The sequence below is a fragment of the Microscilla marina ATCC 23134 genome, assembly GCF_000169175.1.
Taxonomy (GTDB): domain Bacteria; phylum Bacteroidota; class Bacteroidia; order Cytophagales; family Microscillaceae; genus Microscilla; species Microscilla marina.
Genome location: NZ_AAWS01000011.1, coordinates 219,327 through 239,038, shown reverse-complemented (window position 1 = coordinate 239,038; position 19,712 = coordinate 219,327). Strand labels below are relative to the sequence as shown.

At 35.8% G+C, this 19,712-nt stretch carries 17 protein-coding genes; 1 reads left to right on the top strand and 16 read right to left on the bottom strand.

The features are described 5' to 3' along the window. Window positions 1–245: 245 nt before the first annotated feature. The 16 genes from M23134_RS12575 to M23134_RS12505 form a co-directional block, all read right to left on the bottom strand. Window positions 246–683, bottom strand: coding sequence for a hypothetical protein (locus tag M23134_RS12575; protein WP_002696571.1), 438 nt, complete (start codon window positions 681–683; stop codon window positions 246–248). Between the two features lie 43 nt (window positions 684–726). Then, a complete protein-coding gene (locus M23134_RS38030) occupies window positions 727–1,404 on the bottom strand; it encodes a DUF2321 domain-containing protein (protein WP_002696569.1) in 678 nt (225 codons plus the stop codon). A 12-nt stretch (window positions 1,405–1,416) separates the two neighbouring features. After that, the gene (locus M23134_RS12565) at window positions 1,417–1,692 is read right to left on the bottom strand and encodes a hypothetical protein (RefSeq protein WP_045113469.1); all 276 of its coding nucleotides are present in this window, start codon (window positions 1,690–1,692) and stop codon (window positions 1,417–1,419) included. Beyond that, a complete protein-coding gene (locus M23134_RS12560; protein ID WP_002696564.1) occupies window positions 1,676–1,933 on the bottom strand; it encodes a hypothetical protein in 258 nt (85 codons plus the stop codon). Before M23134_RS12560 ends, M23134_RS12565 begins: the two co-directional genes overlap by 17 nt. Continuing rightward, window positions 1,934–2,200 carry a hypothetical protein gene (locus M23134_RS12555; RefSeq protein WP_045113468.1) on the bottom strand — a complete coding sequence of 89 codons (267 nt, stop codon included), beginning with the start codon at window positions 2,198–2,200 and terminating at the stop codon, window positions 1,934–1,936. Next, window positions 2,193–2,468: a hypothetical protein gene (locus M23134_RS12550; protein ID WP_045113467.1), complete on the bottom strand. Its 276-nt coding sequence runs from the start codon at window positions 2,466–2,468 to the stop codon at window positions 2,193–2,195. The genes M23134_RS12555 and M23134_RS12550 overlap by 8 nt, the downstream gene beginning before the upstream one ends. After that, window positions 2,455–7,611, bottom strand: a complete 5,157-nt coding sequence (locus M23134_RS12545; RefSeq protein WP_002696562.1) for a S1 family peptidase — start codon at window positions 7,609–7,611, stop codon at window positions 2,455–2,457. Before M23134_RS12545 ends, M23134_RS12550 begins: the two co-directional genes overlap by 14 nt. Before the next feature lie 4 nt (window positions 7,612–7,615). Beyond that, the gene (avs1a, locus tag M23134_RS12540) at window positions 7,616–8,821 is read right to left on the bottom strand and encodes an AVAST type 1 anti-phage system MBL fold metallo-hydrolase Avs1a (protein WP_002696560.1); all 1,206 of its coding nucleotides are present in this window, start codon (window positions 8,819–8,821) and stop codon (window positions 7,616–7,618) included. 364 nt (window positions 8,822–9,185) lie between these two features. After that, window positions 9,186–10,232 (bottom strand): RsiV family protein, encoded by a 1,047-nt coding sequence (locus M23134_RS12535; protein WP_002696559.1) that lies wholly within the window; start codon window positions 10,230–10,232, stop codon window positions 9,186–9,188. A gap of 1 nt (window position 10,233) precedes the next feature. Then, on the bottom strand, window positions 10,234–13,938 hold the full coding sequence (locus M23134_RS12530) for an nSTAND3 domain-containing NTPase (RefSeq protein WP_002696557.1): 3,705 nt from the start codon (window positions 13,936–13,938) through the stop codon (window positions 10,234–10,236). Window positions 13,939–14,063: 125 nt separating this feature from the next. Next, window positions 14,064–15,257, bottom strand: coding sequence for a hypothetical protein (locus M23134_RS12525; protein ID WP_002696555.1), 1,194 nt, complete (start codon window positions 15,255–15,257; stop codon window positions 14,064–14,066). A gap of 84 nt (window positions 15,258–15,341) precedes the next feature. Continuing rightward, a complete protein-coding gene (locus tag M23134_RS12520) occupies window positions 15,342–16,007 on the bottom strand; it encodes a hypothetical protein (protein ID WP_045113466.1) in 666 nt (221 codons plus the stop codon). Window positions 16,008–16,134: 127 nt separating this feature from the next. Beyond that, window positions 16,135–16,374: a hypothetical protein gene (locus tag M23134_RS12515; RefSeq protein ID WP_002696552.1), complete on the bottom strand. Its 240-nt coding sequence runs from the start codon at window positions 16,372–16,374 to the stop codon at window positions 16,135–16,137. A 90-nt stretch (window positions 16,375–16,464) separates the two neighbouring features. Next, the gene (locus tag M23134_RS41115; RefSeq protein ID WP_157558463.1) at window positions 16,465–16,635 is read right to left on the bottom strand and encodes a hypothetical protein; all 171 of its coding nucleotides are present in this window, start codon (window positions 16,633–16,635) and stop codon (window positions 16,465–16,467) included. 28 nt (window positions 16,636–16,663) lie between these two features. After that, window positions 16,664–17,074, bottom strand: a complete 411-nt coding sequence (locus tag M23134_RS12510) for a hypothetical protein (protein ID WP_002696547.1) — start codon at window positions 17,072–17,074, stop codon at window positions 16,664–16,666. Window positions 17,075–17,087: 13 nt separating this feature from the next. Next, window positions 17,088–18,191, bottom strand: a complete 1,104-nt coding sequence (locus M23134_RS12505) for a DUF4407 domain-containing protein (protein ID WP_002696545.1) — start codon at window positions 18,189–18,191, stop codon at window positions 17,088–17,090. Between the two features lie 225 nt (window positions 18,192–18,416). Here M23134_RS12505 and M23134_RS12500 point away from each other — a divergent pair, with 225 nt between their 5' ends. Continuing rightward, window positions 18,417–19,706, top strand: coding sequence for a hypothetical protein (locus M23134_RS12500; protein ID WP_002696543.1), 1,290 nt, complete (start codon window positions 18,417–18,419; stop codon window positions 19,704–19,706). Window positions 19,707–19,712 lie beyond the last annotated feature (6 nt).

Below are 19,712 nucleotides of genomic sequence, written 5' to 3'. Positions count from 1 at the left end.
TATATGCATGATATAAGAGCTGTTGTGAAAAACTATATACAGACCAGTCAACCTCCAATAGTAGAACTAAATGCCCGTTCCAGATGTTCAATGCCCAAACCATTTTTAAATTCTTGTAGAATTTATCAATTTACTGAAAAAGTATCAGGCACAGAGGGTTTCTGAATATTGATAACTCATTTTCAAGTTCACTCGATAATTCCTTTTTTCAAACAACTTCAGAAGCTTTGCTACATCCTCTTCTTTTAAAGTATTAGTAGTTGAATACCTTTTCCTTGTATGCTCTTTATTTTGATAGGGTAATCAATGCCAAGAGTGGCTTGTACCTTTTGTAGTATTTGCTCTAAAGCTTCTGTTGTGAGGTTTTGTAATGTACCCTGCAATGTCAACTCTATTCTTTCTTGAGCATTTTTGCTTGTTTTTTTCTTGTCGTTTGGAGCAGGTTGTTTATCCAAAACTGCATTCAGCTCTTTAGCATAATCACTTTTTCTTGATTTATATGTTTCGTAATCAATGAGGTTTATAGAATGATGATTCTTTAGTTCGCTATACCTGGCTTTGAGCAAGCATATTGCATTGCCGATATTGATATTATTTTGACCTAACTTTTCTGCACTTTCCAGAGCCAAATCCAGCTCGCCATCATTAATAAGGGGTTTGATTTTTTCAGTCGGGGTTGGCATATGTTTTAGGCTATTTGATGTTATTTTTTCTCAATACTCTGCATTATCTTCTCTTCTTACCCTGTTGTTCAAAATACCCACCCAAAGAATAAATAATAGTTCCTGCAATTATCATTGTAATTGGGATTGCTGGGTGAATGTTGTTAAGAGAAAGCTGTAATGTTTCACTTCCTGCTTTAGAGGTGTTTTTGTAGGCAATAACCAAAGAGGGGATGATATGTGAAAATGCCCCAGAAGTTAATAATGCTCCACCAGTTCTGTAAAAACGATTTTTGGGATTACGCAATAGCATTACTGTAAACACCAAGCCTACAATCAAAATAAATAAATCCAATAACTCGAACCTTGGAAATCGTAAGGCAAAATAAACAACAAATGCTCCTGTCCCCAATGCTGTATATAAGCTTGTAAGCAACCAGGAAGAACCACTTTTACTTCGTTGTACTTTTTCCAGCTTTTTACCCCAAGGATAGTATTTTCCACAATTAGAACATCTTTTTGGTACTGGTGTTCTAAAACCTGTTAAATCAACAACGCCAGGATAATAATAGTCACCCTTAATTGGTGTCTGACAATTGGGACAAGCCACGATTGTTTCTTTTCCACATTTCTGGCAATAATCTTCTGCTAAATGTGGAGATCGCAAATAACTATCTGTAATTTGGTGCCCATTCAAGCACACTTGCATAACATCCTGATTTTTATCCCAATCTTTCATCATTGCTATGGCACATCATTTATCTTTTAAAAATTCAAAATCTATATACTTCTTCCAATCCATCGTATTTCCATGAAGTCTAAGCATTTCATTCACTGTAGGCAAATCCAGCCTTCTATTAGGAAGGTACCTTGCTTTTACCAAGTGAGGAGCTGATGCCCAAAGATTACTATTTTCAATGTTATCCTGTTCAATTGCTTGCAAAGCCTCCTCAAGTACCAAATAAATATTATGCTCAAACCTAATTCTGGAAGAAGGTGGAGGCATTCCATGCTTATTCTTTTTCTTCATCTTTGTGATATTGCATTTGTTCTATCATATTTGCACAGGCACGTAACGATTCATTTACTGTAAACAAATCTATTCTATGGCTTGGTAATAACCTTGCCTTTTCTAATCCTGTTATAAGTCCAGAACTATTTACTGTAATTTTAAACTTATTTTGCCTCATCTGCTCTTGTAGGGAGTGAAGCTTTCGCTCAAACTCTTTACGAGAATGAATAAACTCTCTATTATCTTCAAATCTACTCATCTAACTTTTTTGATCATTTTTGCCTGAAGAATGGTTAATTATTTTATCTGAAAAATTAGATACATTACGGGCAAACTCGTTTACTGTAGCCAAATCAAGCCTCTGATTAGGTAGTACTCGGGTTCTTTTTATGCTCTTGATAGTCAGAGTCATGTGTGCATAAATTTTTATCTTATCTCTATGAAAACCTTCATTTAGCAGGTGACCGCTTCTTTCAAATTCTTTGCGGGAATGCACAAACTCTTTATTGGATTCAAATTTATTCATCTACCCTTTCTTGATTATTTATATCATTTACAAGACTATTCAGTTTTACTAGTGCATTGACAGTAGTACGTGCCAGTTCATTGACTGTCGCAAAATCTATTCTTTGATTAGGTAATGCCCTTATTCTTGTCAAATGCTTTATGTCAAAACCTGCGTCCGCATTGAGCACGATTTTTCTTTGCCGCCCTTGTTCTATCAGTAAATTTAGCCTCTGCTCAAACTCTTTACGAGATAAAATAATTTCACTTTTGGGTTCAAACATATTCATAAATTCTATTTATTATATCATACGCCGCTTCCTGATTGGCTTTACTCACTCTGGGTAAAATGGCTTTATTGAGTAAATGATGAACTACCTGGGTATACCTACTTATATAAGATTCTGACTCTGTACCAAGATAACTTCGTAATAAATATTTATCAGATTTCTTAAGGTCAACTATCTTATCATAGCCTTGAATGCTTTGAATAAGTTTTTCATAGAAATCATCATTCAAAATGCCTAATTCATCCAAATCATCTATCTCTTCACTAATCAAACTCAGTATATCGTCATCCCAACGAGCATCATCGCTACTTGCTGTTTCATCTGGAAATTTGTCTATTAAAGCATCATATAAGACTGTATAGCCGCTTTCTTTGAGCTCTTCACCAATGATCATAAAGTCCACCAAAATGGAAAAATGATCATTGGTAACTATTTTTTGTAAATATTGAGGTTGGGAATTCAAAAGATCAATAATGATAGCAGGTTGCTCAAATGCCATTTCCTTTAAAATTTCTGAGCATAAGCTTCTTGAAAAGCCAGGTTTATCCTCTACCACTTCAGAAATAAGTGGCAAAATGATTTGCTCAGGTACTACCTTACTTAAAAAAACGAGTGCATTATGGGCATCATTACGAATCGCGTCTAATGGATGGTTCAGCAACCAAATAATGAACTTTAGCATTTGTTCATTCTGATTTTCGTCTTCACTCACTTTTTCCATCCAACGGTATTTGTCAAACACATATTTCTCTGGGCGAATCAGTAGCTTAAAGTGGTTGGAAGAATGTCGGTTGATTTGGTCAATCTGACCTTCGCTCAGGTTGTTCTCCCAAAACCAAATAAGGTTATCTACTATAGCCCAAGTGTTATTGTTGTACCTCTTTATATAAGGAGAGAGACTTTTAATTGCTTCTTGATCATTTTTGAAGAGCTTTTTTAAATTTTTTCTAGCTTGAGTACTGAGTGTAGACCAATTTCTATCCCAAACACTTATCCTTTCTTCTCTGAATGCCTTCATCCCTTGTTCGATCAACTTTTTAGGGTCTATAAAACTCCCTTCATTGGAAAACCTTTGATTAAATTTTGTGAAACAGTTCTGTTCTTCTTCCGAGTTGTCATCTTGGGTGCTTCCTTGTTGAGGAGGCTTGACACTCTTTCCATTGATGAATTGATATAACTCCCAATCTACCTCTTCTGTCAAGGCATTTCGCAAGTTATTTACAAACTCCTGTTCAACTGTTTGTGCGCCAGCACCTGCGTCTTTAAAATCTTCTGACTTAAGCAGTTGAGTAACGATTTCAAATGCGAGCGTTTGATGGTCTTCATTTTCTATTTCGTTAAGGGCTTTTGCCATTTCAGTAGCGTAACCATCCACATACCTGAATGTCTCATCATTGACAGTAAAAATGCTACATAAAGCAACTCTAATCAGAGGATTTACATTTGGTATATGTTTTAAAATATTCAATGCCCCACTTTGTATCGCTAGGTTGTTTGCTCCTTGTACATTTCCTTTACCTAGTGCTATACTATCTACGGTAAAATGTTCAGCATTTTGGATAAGTACATCTACTGGAGGTACCGTCTCAAATTTGAGATATTCAATTGCCAATGTCAGTTTCCCTTTTTGTGCCAGTTCTTCAATAAAACTTTCTTTGTTATGTCGGATATACCGCTGAAATGTCATCTCGCCAGAAGCATAATCGAGCAAGGCGGCAAATTGAGCAGCATGTTTTTCGCTGCCTTTCAGTTGCAAATTGGTATTGATGAGTTGAAATTGGGCTTCTTTGTACCAGGTAGGACCCATTGAGGTATCCAGCATTTTTGCAAATGTGGCTTTAGCCTTACTGGGCAAGTCAACCAAACCATAAAACTGCACCACATTTAATAGCTCAGGGGTACGCTCCCATCTATTCTGAACCTGGCTAACTATGTGATTTTCTAAAACTCCTATAAGCAAGATAGTTTGTTTTCCTTTTTTATCTCCTTTGATCAATTTTCGAATAACTGAGGCAAGAGCTTTTCTGTATCCCTCAGTATATATTCCAAGTTGATGGCGATTAGTATCCTTTATGTTGCTAATAAAGGTATCAACCGAGTCAGGAAAAAAATCAATGTATAATTGAACTACCTGCTCATAGATAAATGGTACTATTGATTCAGGTAAATGGTAACTTCTTTCCCAATGTACTCTGCTTGCAAGCTTAAAGTTTAATGTCGCAATAATAGATCCCAGGCATTGTTCCAATGCAGCAGGCATTTGATTACCTTCAGCCTTTTCACGGGCTAAAGCTCCGTGCAGCCTTGCCAAAGACTTTATTATTTCACAAAAACCACTTTCCAAATTTCCATTATGCCAATGCTTGGGCAAATCAGAAATGTTACATTCTGGCTGAATATAGCCGACGCATTTTTGATAAAAATAAAAAGAGCGAACGGCTATCACATTAAAATCTACCCCATTTTTATCTCTTAGATTGAGTGGTTTATCAGCTTCATTGGCTATATAAGTATTGATAACATTTTCTACAACTTTGACATTCTTGCTCTCTCCTATCAGGGCTTCTATTATAATAGAACAGGTATAAGTATCATTCTCATATCCATAACTTTCTATTAACCACTCTATGTCAGCAATAGCCTTATAATATGTATCTCCTTTTATTCTTTGCCGAGCCGAATAATAGTTTAAGTAATTAATATAATTTATTGAAAGAGCTGAAGTTCTTGCCCAAGTTTCATCAATTGTAATATTTACATCTTTGGGTAATTCTTTAGCATATAGGTAATCATTTGACTTTCGCATAATATAAGCTGCAAGCCAAGAATTTGACTTTTCGCGAACATCATAAAAAGCTTCATGCATTTCTTGCGCATCTTTTTCAATCGATAAATTCATCATTTTTTTAGCGAATGATCTGATTTGTTGTATGCGAAAGTAGCCATCTTTTGGATTCTCGTACATGAATAAACAAAGTGATCTAACCTGATTAATAAAAGGCTCAAGACTGATTTCCTCATCTTTTTTCCCAAACTCATCCTTTAAGTATAAGCGGTATTTAGCATCCAATGCACTAAACAAACGTTCCCCTGCTTTAATAGCCTTGTTTTCATACAGCAACTGTAAAAAATAAATAGCATCCCCTTCGCTGATTAATAAAGTGTTATCCCTTACCAGATACTTTATTGCAGCCTCATACTCCCCTAAAGCTATAAGAGCCTCTGCCAAATCAAAGGCATGTTCAGCAAAAACGCTATCATACCTAAACTCAATCCTTTGGAGTAGTAGCAATACTCTAATGAGTTCTGTAGTAGCTCTTTCGTCCACTGCTATATTAATCACGCTTCTTATATCCTGCGTTACCAAGTCTGGGTTTACATGATGTTGGGCAGCATTATCTGCCCAATCCTGATTACATATTTCCAGCGATTTGATTGGTGATGAGCTAAGGGTATAATGATGCAGTCTGTTTTCCAGTGAATATTGACCCGCCAAAGATTGGTCACAGTATTTTATTATTTCATCGTTTGCCAAAGGAATGGAGTGGGACACTTTATTAGAGATGAAATTTTTAAAAGATGCATGATAGAGTTCCAACCTAGCTTCTCCCTTGAGTAAATAGTTGATAGGTTCGAAATGGGAATAAAAACTTAACTGATGATTGGCAGGAAGCATTTTGATCAGTATGTCCTGAGCAACTGGTTGCCTGATTTGGGATAAAATTAAAACAATCCAAAGCTTTGTTTCTTCCTTGAAAAACTTATCCCATAAGCTTTCATAATACTTACTGATTTCCCCGCCAATGGCTGGTATGGTTTCTACCCAATCCTCAATTTTCTCAGTAGCTACATCATTCAACAACAAATAATTAATCAGGTATCTTAAATACAAAGGATGTCCTTCCGACTTTCTTGCAATAGCCTGAATATTTTCTGTGCTGATTTCTTTTTTCTTTAATTCTCGTTGAATAAATGCTTCACATTGTCCAATGTCCAACGGAGTTACCTCAATAACACTATTTTCATCAATAAGTGCTTTGGTATGAGTTGGTAGAATGTCTCGTGAAGTACAGGAAAGAACAATAGAAAGGTTATCTGGCAAGTTTTCAGGCAAAACACCTAAGAAACTATCTAAGTTTTTTACTTCATCCAAACCATCAATCAACAGCACACATTGAGTCCCCTTATAATGGTTCGCCAAATTATTTAAAAGAAGGCTTATCCTCTCTAACCTTTTGCCATGGTTTTCTTCCTGCTCTACCTGCTGACCAGTATTTTCACTAAATGTAGTTTCAATCCAGGAAATAAGATTTCTTTCAGAAATTCTAACAGAAAGTGGTGTTTTATCTTGTGGAATCTTGGTAAAATAACGTCCACAAACTTTAATATTTTCACTATCAGGATTGTATGCAGCGGCAAATGTTGTTTTGCCTGAACCTGGTGATCCAACACACAAAAACCAACCCGTTTGTGTTTCCAAGGTTTCGGTTAATTCTTGAAAAACAGTGTAGTTGGGTGTAGATGATTCTACATCATTTTTTAACTGTTCTGGTATTTCATTCAGACTTTCCTCTTTAACTACGACAATGTTATTTTTGGTTAAAAACTCCTGAGCTTTTTCGACACTAATGGCTGCTACTGAGCTATTTCTTTGCAAAAGCACAATGCCTACAACTTGATGGTTTGAAACAACGGCACCTCCTGATAGACCTGAATAATCAACATCTTCACTAACTTGTTCACTATTGAATGAAAAGCCCCAATGGGTGTCAATGCTTATTGTATCAACTTTACCTTCAATTCTTTCACCTGTCACTTCCCCAGAATAAGGATAGCCATAAGTTGAGCAATTTTGTTTATAGCTGATATTAGCTGATGTTAAGGGCAGGATAGTATCTGTTGGCTCATTTGTTCGTATTAGGCATAAGTCCAATTTTTGATCATAATCAATCACATTTTCTTTGCTGTATGTGACATTATTTATCTTTATATCTGCATTTTCATCAATACAATCTACTATGACATGATAAGCCGTTAAAATAATATCTTGGTCAACAAAGAACCCTGTTCCTTGTTCATCTCCACATAGTATTCGTACAGAAGCATTTTCTAGTTGTTGGGGGCTTAATACATTATTTATCATTGGGTTAAAGTGTTATTTTCAAAGGTGTATTGCCATCACCTTGAATAATTTCGTAATTGTATTTTTTCGTTAGGCTCTCTACATCAAATGCTTCTGCATTTACCACTGGGTAATTAAAATATAACTTGCGGGTTTCACCTGTTTCTCTAGAAATCAATAACGCCAACGATTCCTTATCAGGATGGTTATGCTTTTCGCTATTAGTTGAGAAAATATTAAGCTTGGAATCTATTGTTTTGAATAAATCAGGGCTGTTGTTAGTCCAACTCCCGTGATGAGATATTTTAATCAAATCAAACTGAATGGGAAGTGATTCATCTGGATAAGTTTCTTTGATATTTTCAGCAATTATGCCTGGGTGCGCATCTCCTAGAAATAACAACCTTTTGCCATCATACTCGATGATAAATGCAATGGAACTACCATTGGCAGAGGTTGTATCTTCTTTGAATTTGCTTTTTATAAGTGCTTCTACGTCTGGAATGCTACTACTTGATACGTTCTTTTGTCTCAAAACTGGCTTAGGCTTTTGCTTGGCAGTCATAAATTCAAAAGCATCATCAAAAAAAACGTTGTCAGGGAGGTCTTTCAAATATCCATTTTTTCGTAACTCATTTTTCCACGTTTTTTGCAAACGTTCGAGTTTCCCATTATCAGGCGATAATAGAATGAGCTTAATTTCATCAGTAAGTTGAATTACTTTTTTATTATCAGTAGAAATAGCTTTTTGATCAAATTCTGCATTCCAGAAATAATTACCATCAGCAATAAAGCCTGCCAGTGAAGACCCTTGCTTGGCACTTACGTTTTTTTCTCCTTTTGTGACTTCCTTGAGATAAGACCCACCTTTGATTGCTTCTAATGCTTTGTCTTCAAAATGATGATTGATATTTTCAGGAGCTATAGTGGGTTGAAGATGTCGGTAAGAGTTATGCCAAATATTGGTAATGGGTATTATTTCATGCTTATTATTCTCCTCCAATAGTTTGACAATGCCAGAGATATGATCTTGGTCGATGTGAGTTACTACAACATGAGATAATGTTTTGCCTTCTTTTGCTAAAGCTTTCAATTCATCTTTTATGAAGCTTTGATAAGTGTTTACATATCCTCCATCTATCAAAATATTAGTATAGTGGATTTGTAAAAGCATGCTATCTCCCCCAAGAGCAGGATAGACATTTAGGTTAATGGATGGTTTGCTGGTCATAAATTTTAAAATTTGGAAAGATTGTAATATAAATTTGTTTGGGTTAGCCTAACTTTAACTTCACAAAAACTTTATGATGACGTCTGATAAAAATCTGGTAATTATACAAATAAAATTTGCATCAACTTGATTTTTGCAAGGTAGTCGCTCTAAGATAATGCTTTACCGATATAAATGCTATTTATATTAGCAAAAAAACACCTTCATCATTTTATTTAAAATATTTGTTAATTTAAAAAGCAAAAAAAGCTCATATATTGAGCTTTCCTGAATTATTTAACTTACAATAGTTTATTTGGGTTTCGCTAAAATGGTAATGCACTGACTATGTAAGAAGGCATGGATGCTGAGCTATTAAAATACCTCATACATTAAATATATTCTCTAATGATGGAGGCAAAAACTCACTCAAATAAGGGGCAATTTGTTGAAATGTTACATAAATCGTTTGAGCACCAAAAACATAGGCAGTGATGGCATAGGGGCTAAATACAAAATAAAGCCCATTGTTTTTCAAGAAAAATACAGGGGCATCTTCAAGATAAAAACTTTGCATATCTATATCTTCTTCATCCGAATATAAAGGTGTTGGGTCTAACTGATCATAAAAGTTTTGAGTAATCATACGTGATAAACCACGCAACTTAGCCCCATGAACAATATTTTTCAAAGTAATTCTTTCACCACCATTTTCTAAGTCAAAGGAGTACACTCTACGAGAAGATATTGGGTGTGCGCCCATGTGGGAGAAAAACCATTCATAGGCTAAAATACTTAGTATTTTTGAATTATTAAATAATATACTGATATGCAATTCATACTCCCAATCTGGTTTTAAGGGACTATCTTTATCATAAACCTTCTGCTGAGAAAGGTAGGATGAATCATAAATATGCTGCTTAAACTTGTGCATATTATCAATGAGTGCATAACTGGAATTTAAGGACACCTTCGTTTCTCCACTAATCAGAGAATTACAACTCAAAACCTCATCGATTAAAAAATCATTAATAGTTTTGGTTATGTTATTGTTTTTATGAAGAAAATGAGGCGCAGAAACTTTAATTTTCAAAGATGGAGAGTCAGGTTTACTAAATAAGGGCATTTCATCTTGTATCTCCTCAAGTTTATAGGTTATTCCACTCGAATTATTATTTTCAGAATCTACACTCAGTAAATGATCAACTTTGTTTACAACAAATCCATCCTTAATGAATGTCTTTAGGCGACCTGGATAATGATGATCAAACTTTCCTGAAATGTATTCCCTCTTAAGTTCTGATAACTGGTTTTTATAACCAGCTTTAATCTCGATTTCTAATCTATTCAAATAGTCATCTAGTTGCTTGAAGAATCCTGATATGTCAGCATCATCAATTTTGAGCTGTAGCTCAGAAATAACGTCTCTCATATTAATGTCCTCCTAAAAAATTTATTTTTCTATCCACTTCAGCACTACTCAAATAATTATCAATTCTTGAGTTTATATAGTTTTTAATAGGTATAAGACTAATACCTACATTTGATTTTTCTACTATGCTGAGCAAGTTTCTCCATTCTGCAGCTTGAACATCGCCAAAGATGGTTCCACCAGGATATGTGCCTCCTGTGTCTAGCCAATTAATTTGCGTGAACGCTTCCACCTCTTGATTTAAAGACAAAAATAGTAGCATAACATCTCCATAAAGTTCTTTCATTGAGTTTCGGACAATATCAACCACCATATCTATTTTACCCGTATTATTGTAGTTACGCTGACAATAATCCATAAGAAACTTTTTGGCTTTAACTCTACCATTACTATCAACCCTTTTGAAAAAAGAATTACAAAAATGCTCTATACCAAAATAACTACCTTGACACTCAATAAAATCAAATACCTGATTTAGAACTGCTTCAATACCTGATACTTCCCAAACACGACTCCATTTACTAGAATCGCTCCGAAGTTTAGATATTGAAAATAAGTGCTTCACCAAATCTAATAAAAAAGAAGCATCTTTTTTTAGTATTTGTAACATCAATCTCCCATCGTAATCAAAGTGATCTTTTTGCAGAAGATACACCTGTTTTATCAAGTCAAAATCATTACCTAAATCAGTAAAATGTTTTTTAAATAAATCACAAAATACCTGAATTTTTGCTCCATCATTCTTACTTTTTGATACAATCTTTTCTAAAATAACTTGAAGCAAATCGGGTTTAAAAGAGAGGTATTTACCTATATTAGTTAAAGCTAGATAAGTTGATGGCTTGATGTTTTCTATTGTATTTAGCAACAAAGCAAGCCAAGTCTTATTTACTAATTTATCATCCAAATAATCAAAAAAAGCTAATCTCCATTGGTCTTTATTTAGCAAATCAGATTGCTCGATGATATTCCAAAGTTTTTGAGCGTTCTCTTCCGTATTCAAATGACTTTTAAATACAGCATTAAAGTAATGATCAATCCTAACCCCCTTTTGTATCGCTTTTTCTATCATCATACAGCCCAAATCAAAGTTCTTTGTGCAGTTTTCGTCTATGATTATTGCAAAAGACCGAGCATATTCATGGTATTCCTTTTCTGATTTACATAAATGCTCATATTTTTCAAGGAAGGTTTCTACTTCCTCTGGGTTCTGAAAAACAAATGCTCCTCTAATATCCTTCTCTTTTAGCTTCTCATATTCTTTATAATCATCAAACTCATAGTCTGCCTTATCTCTGAATCTATTCCAATCAATCTTTACAAAAACCTCATAAATATCATTAATAAACTGCTGCCTCAAATCAGAAAAAGCCTTATGATATACTTCATTTCTTTCAAACCATCTTATTTGCTCCTGTACATATTTACAGTGTTCAAATAATTTATTGCTAAGGTGTTTCCGAATAATTTGTATAACATACTGAACATCAAACTTCATTATTTTCTTAATCGAGTCGGGTGTAGGTCCACTGTAGTTCTTCAATACCCCAAATGAAGCCTCAGGGTAAGATGTAAATTGTGTATCAACAGCTTGCCATATTTTTTGCCTGAACTCACGAATAAAAGGTGTGTCAGGTATTGGGTAATGGTAAATAGCTATACTATTTTTTCTGCCCTCAACCATTTCAAACCTATAAGAAAGAAACGTTTTGGCAAGTTCGAAGAAAGAGAATACAAATAATAAATCCCCTTTTTTTAATCCATCAAACAATATTTCGAAAAGCTTTTTTTGTCTGACAAAACCGTAATATTGATCTTCACGATTGAAAACTAGTTTCTTCCTTATTTTGTGGATGAGCTCTGGCAAAAGATTTGGCTGTTTTCTAACATACTCAAAAGCTAGTTGTATAACATCCTTTAGATTTCCTGAATGTCCAAAAAACTTTCCTATCAAATCTATTACCTCATTTGTATTGTGGGCAAATTCATTTAACTCATAGTCCACTTTATAAACTGTGGCACTAGGTATAGATAAAATATTTATTGAATTGAAAAGAAAGGTTAAAGTTTCTGTTTGGAGGTAATACCAAAAATAGGATAGAAATTCGAGTTTTTTTTGCTCATTACCCGTAATTGACTGCAAATATATTTTTAGTTCTGGTTTCAATTTACTTGAAACCTTACTAGCTCCAAACATATTGTTCGCAGGGATTACGCAATCACTAAAACGTTTCTGATTATTATCAAAATAACCCTTTAGAAGTATTTGAAACGAGAGTAATTCGTCTTTAATGAAAGCTCTGTAAAAAAAATATATTGCAAGGTTTTGTTCAGGAATTTTGACATAATCGTATGAGATTTCAAGCAATTCCAATCTATCAAGTTGTTCAATGGCATCTATAAACAGCGGGTAATCAATACCAAAGTTGTTCAAGATTGGTAACATTGTTTCACGATCTTTGAATGGCAGGGTATAAAAAAATGCGATCAACCCAAGGCATTTGATATTAAAATCGCTTGAAAAACCTTCCTCATCTTTAATAAATGTTGAAAAGTAGTTTTCAAAAAGCTCTGCGACATCATTTAAAGCCAACATATTCTGTCTTTGTTTAGCCAACAAAGCTGCCATGATGGCTATTCTTGGATTACCATCAGCAATTGTCTGTATTGGCTTGTGATAATCAACGTTGAGTATTTTAAAAGGGGGAGCCTTTACAATATCCGCGATTTGCTCATCTGTAAACTTCTCTAAGTAAATTGTTCTAGGTGAGAAATCCTGACAAGCTCGCTTCATTTTTTCATATGCATAGTCTCGTACTGTAATTAAAATTTTTAATTGCCCTTTTCTGTCAGCTTTATAAAACCCCGCAATTTGACCAAAAGCATCTATTCGATTGGCATCATCCACAAAAAGAATGTAATCTTTTTCAGAGTTGAGGTATTGATAAAGATCATCTAGTAATACATGGCTTTTATATGAAATACAATAAGCTTCAAAGGATTTATGTTCTAATAAAAAATCTTTAGCCCCTTCAAGTACTAGTTTTGTTTTGCCAACACCAGCAGCACCCGTGAGAATAACGAAATCATTATCAATAATAGCTTGTTTTAGTTCTTGCATTTCCGTTTTTCTGTGCAAAAACTGGTTATCCAATGGTGTTGCTATGCCCTTGGAAACTCTATTATACTCAGAAATAAACTTTTGAATGGAAACAATTTGTCCAGTATCTAAAGGTAGTCCTAAATACTGATGCACTAAATTTCGATGATTCAGGTGTAAATCAAGACTCAACGAATCACGTGTGTGAAGGTTTAAATTGATGTTCGTACTGGCAAGTAGTTGTTTTAAACGTTGTACATCTTCTGCTTTTAAATCAAAATTTATACATAGAATTATTTCTTCTATTTGATTCAGGGGAACCCCTGTTTTCGAAACATTTATGCATTTTGCAATGTCATCCTCTAATTTACTTACTCCATCTGTTATGTTTGTTGAATGTTCTACAAATAGAAAGTTGCTGTTTGGAAGTAAAATAAAAGAGTCTGGTGTACCTGGCGTTGTTTTTTGTTTTCCATATTGACTCCCTGTGCGGGATAGTGCAGAATAATTACTATTATTTAAGGCAAGAAAACTGTCACATAGTTCTTGGAAAATGCTTGGGTTAATTGCAGAAAGAGCACTTTGGATTGCCTGTAGCCGACTCATAATATTGTATTTGTGATTAAAGGATTTTCAAAAGCAATACCTTACATTGGTAAGCCCTAAATTATGGAATTTACCTCACAATACAAAACATGCCTTTTCAATATAAAAAAGCTATTTAAGTAGTGTTATCTTCTCCTCCTATGCCGCCTCACATCAAACCCATGAAAATCTAAACGGCACTGATCAGAACAAAACCGATGATTATAACTACGCTTCCGAAATCGTTTTTTACACGTTTCATTGTTACACTCAATTTCGTCGCCTACGGGCAAGGCATCCGTAGCAAAGTCGTAACTACGTTTTTTGTCGTATACGACAGGCGTAGAAGACGTAGTTGTTGAATCCTTTACAATCACAGGAGGTGTTTTTTCTTCTTCTACTACTGGTAAAATACCAAACTGTACGCCTTCATCTTGTACCCGTTTACGGTATACCCAAACGAAGTAATACGACCACACATTGAGTAGCTCCATCAAGGTTACAATGATCATTACAACAAACATAGTCGCTGACGTATACGACACATTTTGCTTGATGATTTGCCCATATTTGTTACGGATGTTTGCTAAACTCTTTTCTTGCGCTAGTGCGAGTCGTTTCTTTTCTGCTTGGGCAAGGCGTAGCTGCGCTGACTCTTGTTTGGTCAAACCCCACCTCCGAAGCTCAGGGTTGATTTGGAGACGTTGCAAACCTTGAATTACTTGATCATTTTGTTTGATTTTTTGGGCATAGACCAAACGAATACTGTCCTGCGCTCTCTGTAGACTTGTTTCTACATCACGTGACTTATCTCCCAACTCGTAAGAGACGTACATGCCACCAATACCTGAAATAAGTATACTACTCATCATTACGACTCCGAGTACTGCCTTATTTGCTATCGATACGTGTTGTTTTTTGGCACGAGCACGAAACACGGTATTGGCTTGTGAAGCTTTGATGACTTCTATGCTTATGAGTAGTAATAATAACCCAAGTGCCACCAATGCTATATTGACTAAAGTAGTCGTAGTAGCCGACCATACATCACCCAAAGAACGTTGCCCCGAAAACGTAGTAGCGAAAAGTAATACGCTTCCTACGCCCAACAAAAATGAGAATGGATGATACATAATATTCCATACTGTAGCTACTTTGTATATCACACGTTTTTGCAAAGCATAGGGGCGATCTTGTAAACGACTGCTTGCATTGCTGTATATTTCACGAAAATCATTCAAGCTTTGGTGTTCAGTATAGCCAACCGACGTATGATCACCTGTTTGGTGTGATTGTATCTGTTTCAGTTTTTCCTGTAAATGGTTGTTTGGGAAGTCCATCAATGAAATGTGTAAAAAAGATGAGTAATATTTTGAGAGGTAAATCAGCACCTGAAAACTGCTCAGGTGCTGAAACTACTCTACTTAGAAAGTAGTCGTTTGTTCAATAGATGTGTCTAACGACTCAAGTAAAGCCAATTGGTACAAATCCATATCCTGTTTGGTCAAGATGGTATCAATTTGCTCTCTGTATGCATCAGCCAAGGCATCTCCGAAAAGATGTATACCAATACCCCCAGTAAATACTGCACTCACATCATCTTGGTGAAACAACACCTCATGGATAGTAATACCATAGCCACTAGCTCCCTTGTTCCAAACACTTGCCGTAACACGAAAGCCCTTGCCTTGCTCGCTTTCCCACGGAATAGATGGGTCAGTAACTTGAATCTGTAACTTCATATCAGATGAGTAATGAGGAAGCTGCACCTTGAGTCGCTCCAATGCATTTGCAGGTAATAAGTTACCGTCAAAACCTTCTACATGGTAACGAGCAACAAATTTTTGCTGCATTGCTTTGTCTTGTAGCAGCTCTTGAGCATAAGACTGTGGATCAACCTGCCAGTCTACATCATAAAAATGATTGATTAGCTCATCGTCTACTACCAACTTATAAAGTCGAGCGTAGGGATCAGCTTTGGGCTCGTAGAAAATACTACACGAAACGTGTCCTGCAAGATGGTGGGGCATACAAAGCCTCATCACAAACTCAGGGGTTGGGTTTGTGGACAATTTTTGATTATTTTGCATTTGAATTATTGTTAGTTCACGCCTCCGAAATTATGGTGCTCCAACACCTTCGGGGGCTTCTTATTAAACCATTAATTGATAATACAATATACAAAAAAAGCCTTAAAGCCCCAAAATAGGGGCAATCTTATTTTTCCCTTTCCGAATAGGTATAACCATACGCTTGTAGCACTTTTTCTATGGCTGGAATATGCTTGATAGGAAGGGGGCGACTGCCTTGCATAAACTTTTTAATGGTGTCATCAGGAACCCCTGTTTTCTTTTCGAGCCCTCGCACACTAATCAGTTCGTGTGATTTGAGAAATGCTTTGATGTGTTCGGCGTTGTTCAAGGTGGTAATGAGTTGGTTATCAAGTGTATTATACAAAAATAATTGCTAAAAATGGCTGCTTGGCTAAAAATAAAGAAAGCAGTCTACCAATAGATAAACTGCTCTCATACTTACCTCTACATACTTCTACCAATACCTGCCATTCTTATAATCATCCATTTTACGTTTGGCTTCTCTCTCTTTGGCAGCCGCTTCTCTATCACGGAAGGCAGCTTCCTTGAGCTTTTGTTCAGCACTTTGGCGAGCCATTGCAGCATCTTGGCTTTCATTAAAGACCGACTGCTTTCGTCTCTCCAAATCAACTTTTTCCTTCTCCCGTTCTATATCACTTTTTTGTTTTTAATGTCAAAAGCCTCTTCTCGTTCCGCCATTTCTCTTTCTTATCGTCCATCTCTTGTTGCTTTTTCTTATGGCTGACGTACATCAAACGATCTCTTAACGACTGAGAATCCAAATCTATATCCTGCTCATTATCTTCTTGTTGGTTTGGGGCATTTGGTTGTTCATTGTCATTACTATGGTCAGTATTTTCATCTAGCATTAGTTCTTCATCATCCATTTCTTGGGATAACTGATTTTCTGGCGATAGTTGTGTATAATCAAGTGTAGGTAACTCTATTTCTTGGGTTATTTCTCGGTCTACTGCTTTGGAAAGGAATGATAAGAGTATCACTATCAACACAATCATTACAACAGGGTTAGTAAACCACGTAAGTACAAACTCATAAGCGCTCATATATACCTCCTTTTTAATATTGTCCTGAAATTGATTTATAGCTATCTCGGTTATTCTTGAGTACTTGGTTGGTTTGCCGAATACTGTCCTCTATATCTCCCTCTGTAATTTGGTTGGGGTCTATGGCAGAAGGAGCTGCCAACCTTAACGCTTCTACCATATATGCCTTCCGTAACCGTAAACCTTCTTTCTCAAACGCAGAATCTTGTGCCGTTTGGATAGCAATGTGATTGGCTCTTCCGAGCAAAAGCTTCAAAAAAACGGGGCTTAACTCAATCAGCACAAAAAGCATATACATCCCTACGTTAAATTCCTTTATGGCAATCCTCTCCTGTTCGTCACTCGTACTAAGCACTTGTTTAAAGGCAATATATCGTGAAATAAATGATTGATCTTGTTCTGGTTTTATGATTTTAAACTGCTCTTCGGCTACTGTTGTCTGGTGAGTATTGTCTAACTGGTGCTTATTAATAGTTTTCTTTAATGCTTGAATACGAGATTGAAGAATTTTTACCTGGTTGTTGTATTGCTTCCACCTTTTGCCCTTGCCTTCAACTCCTGTACTTCGTCCGTTGAGCTTCAAGCCACTATTTTCAGCATCCCGCATACGTTCCATTCTATTTTTCTCACTCTGAAGCTCATGAAGCTGGTTATTAAGTACTTGTTGTTGTGTTCGGTAATCGGCTTTAAGTTTTGCCACACCAGTATATGCTTGTGCCTGTTTTTGCTTATGCATATTATTCATAACTGTCTCAATTTTAGAGTCCTGTAATGCCAACTTGAAGGGAACGGACGTTACACTCACCAAGCACATGACTATAGCTCCACGTATCATTAATGCCTTGCTAGATTGGGCAAGAAACAAACCCTTGTCGAGCATCACAATAATGAAGAAATAGAGAATACAACCTATGGGCACAATAATGTATTGCTTGGTGCTCCCTCCAAATACGCTCATCAAAAAATATCCTACTGAGCAAGTAGATACAAGGGCAGCAAGCAATACTGACATACCGATTAAATCTGGAATGAATCGGTCTTGTGGGGCAAAATGTTTGACTACCTGAGGATCGGTGTTCGCCAGGTAATAAATGAAGTTTTTAAAGGCTCGTTTCATACATCTTAGAGTTTAATGTTGTGATTGACTATTAACACACTCAACGATGTTGATAAGTGGTAGAAACAGACAGGGGAACATTTAATGAAAAATGCCTTTGAATGTTCCTGTAGAAAATTAAAAGACAATCAAAACAAAAAAGTGATGCTATTATTACAAATAGTCATCACTCTTTTTGATAAAGGTAATAGGACGAATTTTGTTGATTCACTTATTACTTGAACTATGGCTTACCAATCGCAATACACACAACTTAAAGACATTATCCAAAGGTTACTAAAACATAGACGAGCTGCCACAATCTTTTCGCAGCAACTATGGCAGTTACAAGGGAAAAGCAAACATACAGCACCACGAAATTTGCATAACAAAATACTAGATGGTACAATTGATTTTACTAAAAGATGGAGTGACTATTTAGAAGATGCTTTGGGCATTGCACAAAAAGTTTTGCACCAGTTTGAGCCCCAAAACATTCACATAACCGATCAGGCAGACTGGATTTACCTGACAATAGCAGAAATTAAGCAATTTATGATAGAAGAAATTCGGCTATCCTTAGAGAGGTTACCGTCACCACACCCCAAAGAAGAACAACGCCATACAGCTCAACTACTTACCCGCTTTCAGCACGAAAAAAAACTTGTAAGAAAAGTACAACCACAACTCACTGCACCGCTAGGTTTTCAAATACCTCATTTTCGTTCCTTACTGGGTAAACAAACAACTATTCAACACAGAAATGCCCTACAAAACTTACGAGTAGCATTTCCTACTGGACACACAGCTACTGCTGCCGTTGTTCTTACACTCAATTCTTTATTCAGGCTTAACTGGATGTTACAATATGATATTACTCATTCAGTTTATCTCCAACGGTCCATGGCAAACGAAAAAATAATCCCACATCTGGTCATTCTAGCTGATTCATTGGCATTAGGTTTATTCAATATTCCCAAACAACGAATATATCAGGTACTAGGCTATTTATGGCAGAATGAGATTACGGTATTGAAAAACACATCAGGGACAAATACAAAGAACGAACAACAAGCATTGTATGGTGATGTATACTATAATCTGTCGTACCCCAACAGTGGGGCAGACTTACTTTTCAATCATTATAAACAACACCAACAAATTAATGCTACCATTCAGCCACAACATTCCAGTTATGAAAAAGCCCTGGATGTATTGAGTAGTGACCCTTACAATTTTATCATTACAAATGACACTCAAGCCCGACTTTATGAAGCACTGCCTAGTATTCAACGAATCCCAGCATTGTCTTACTTCACAGACAATTTGATCTTGTTTAACGACAACTATTTTGCTCGATTCAAAAGTAGAAAAAGTGATGTTCTTCGAGAGCTTAAATCGTTGATTTATTATGTGTTGTACCGTTTGCAGTGGATGGATGAGCAAAGTTTAGAACGTTTGGTAAGTCAAATGATGGCAGACCAAACGTTCTTGTTTCACTACCTGATTTCGAAAAGTATCAAACTACAAAACTAAGTTGGT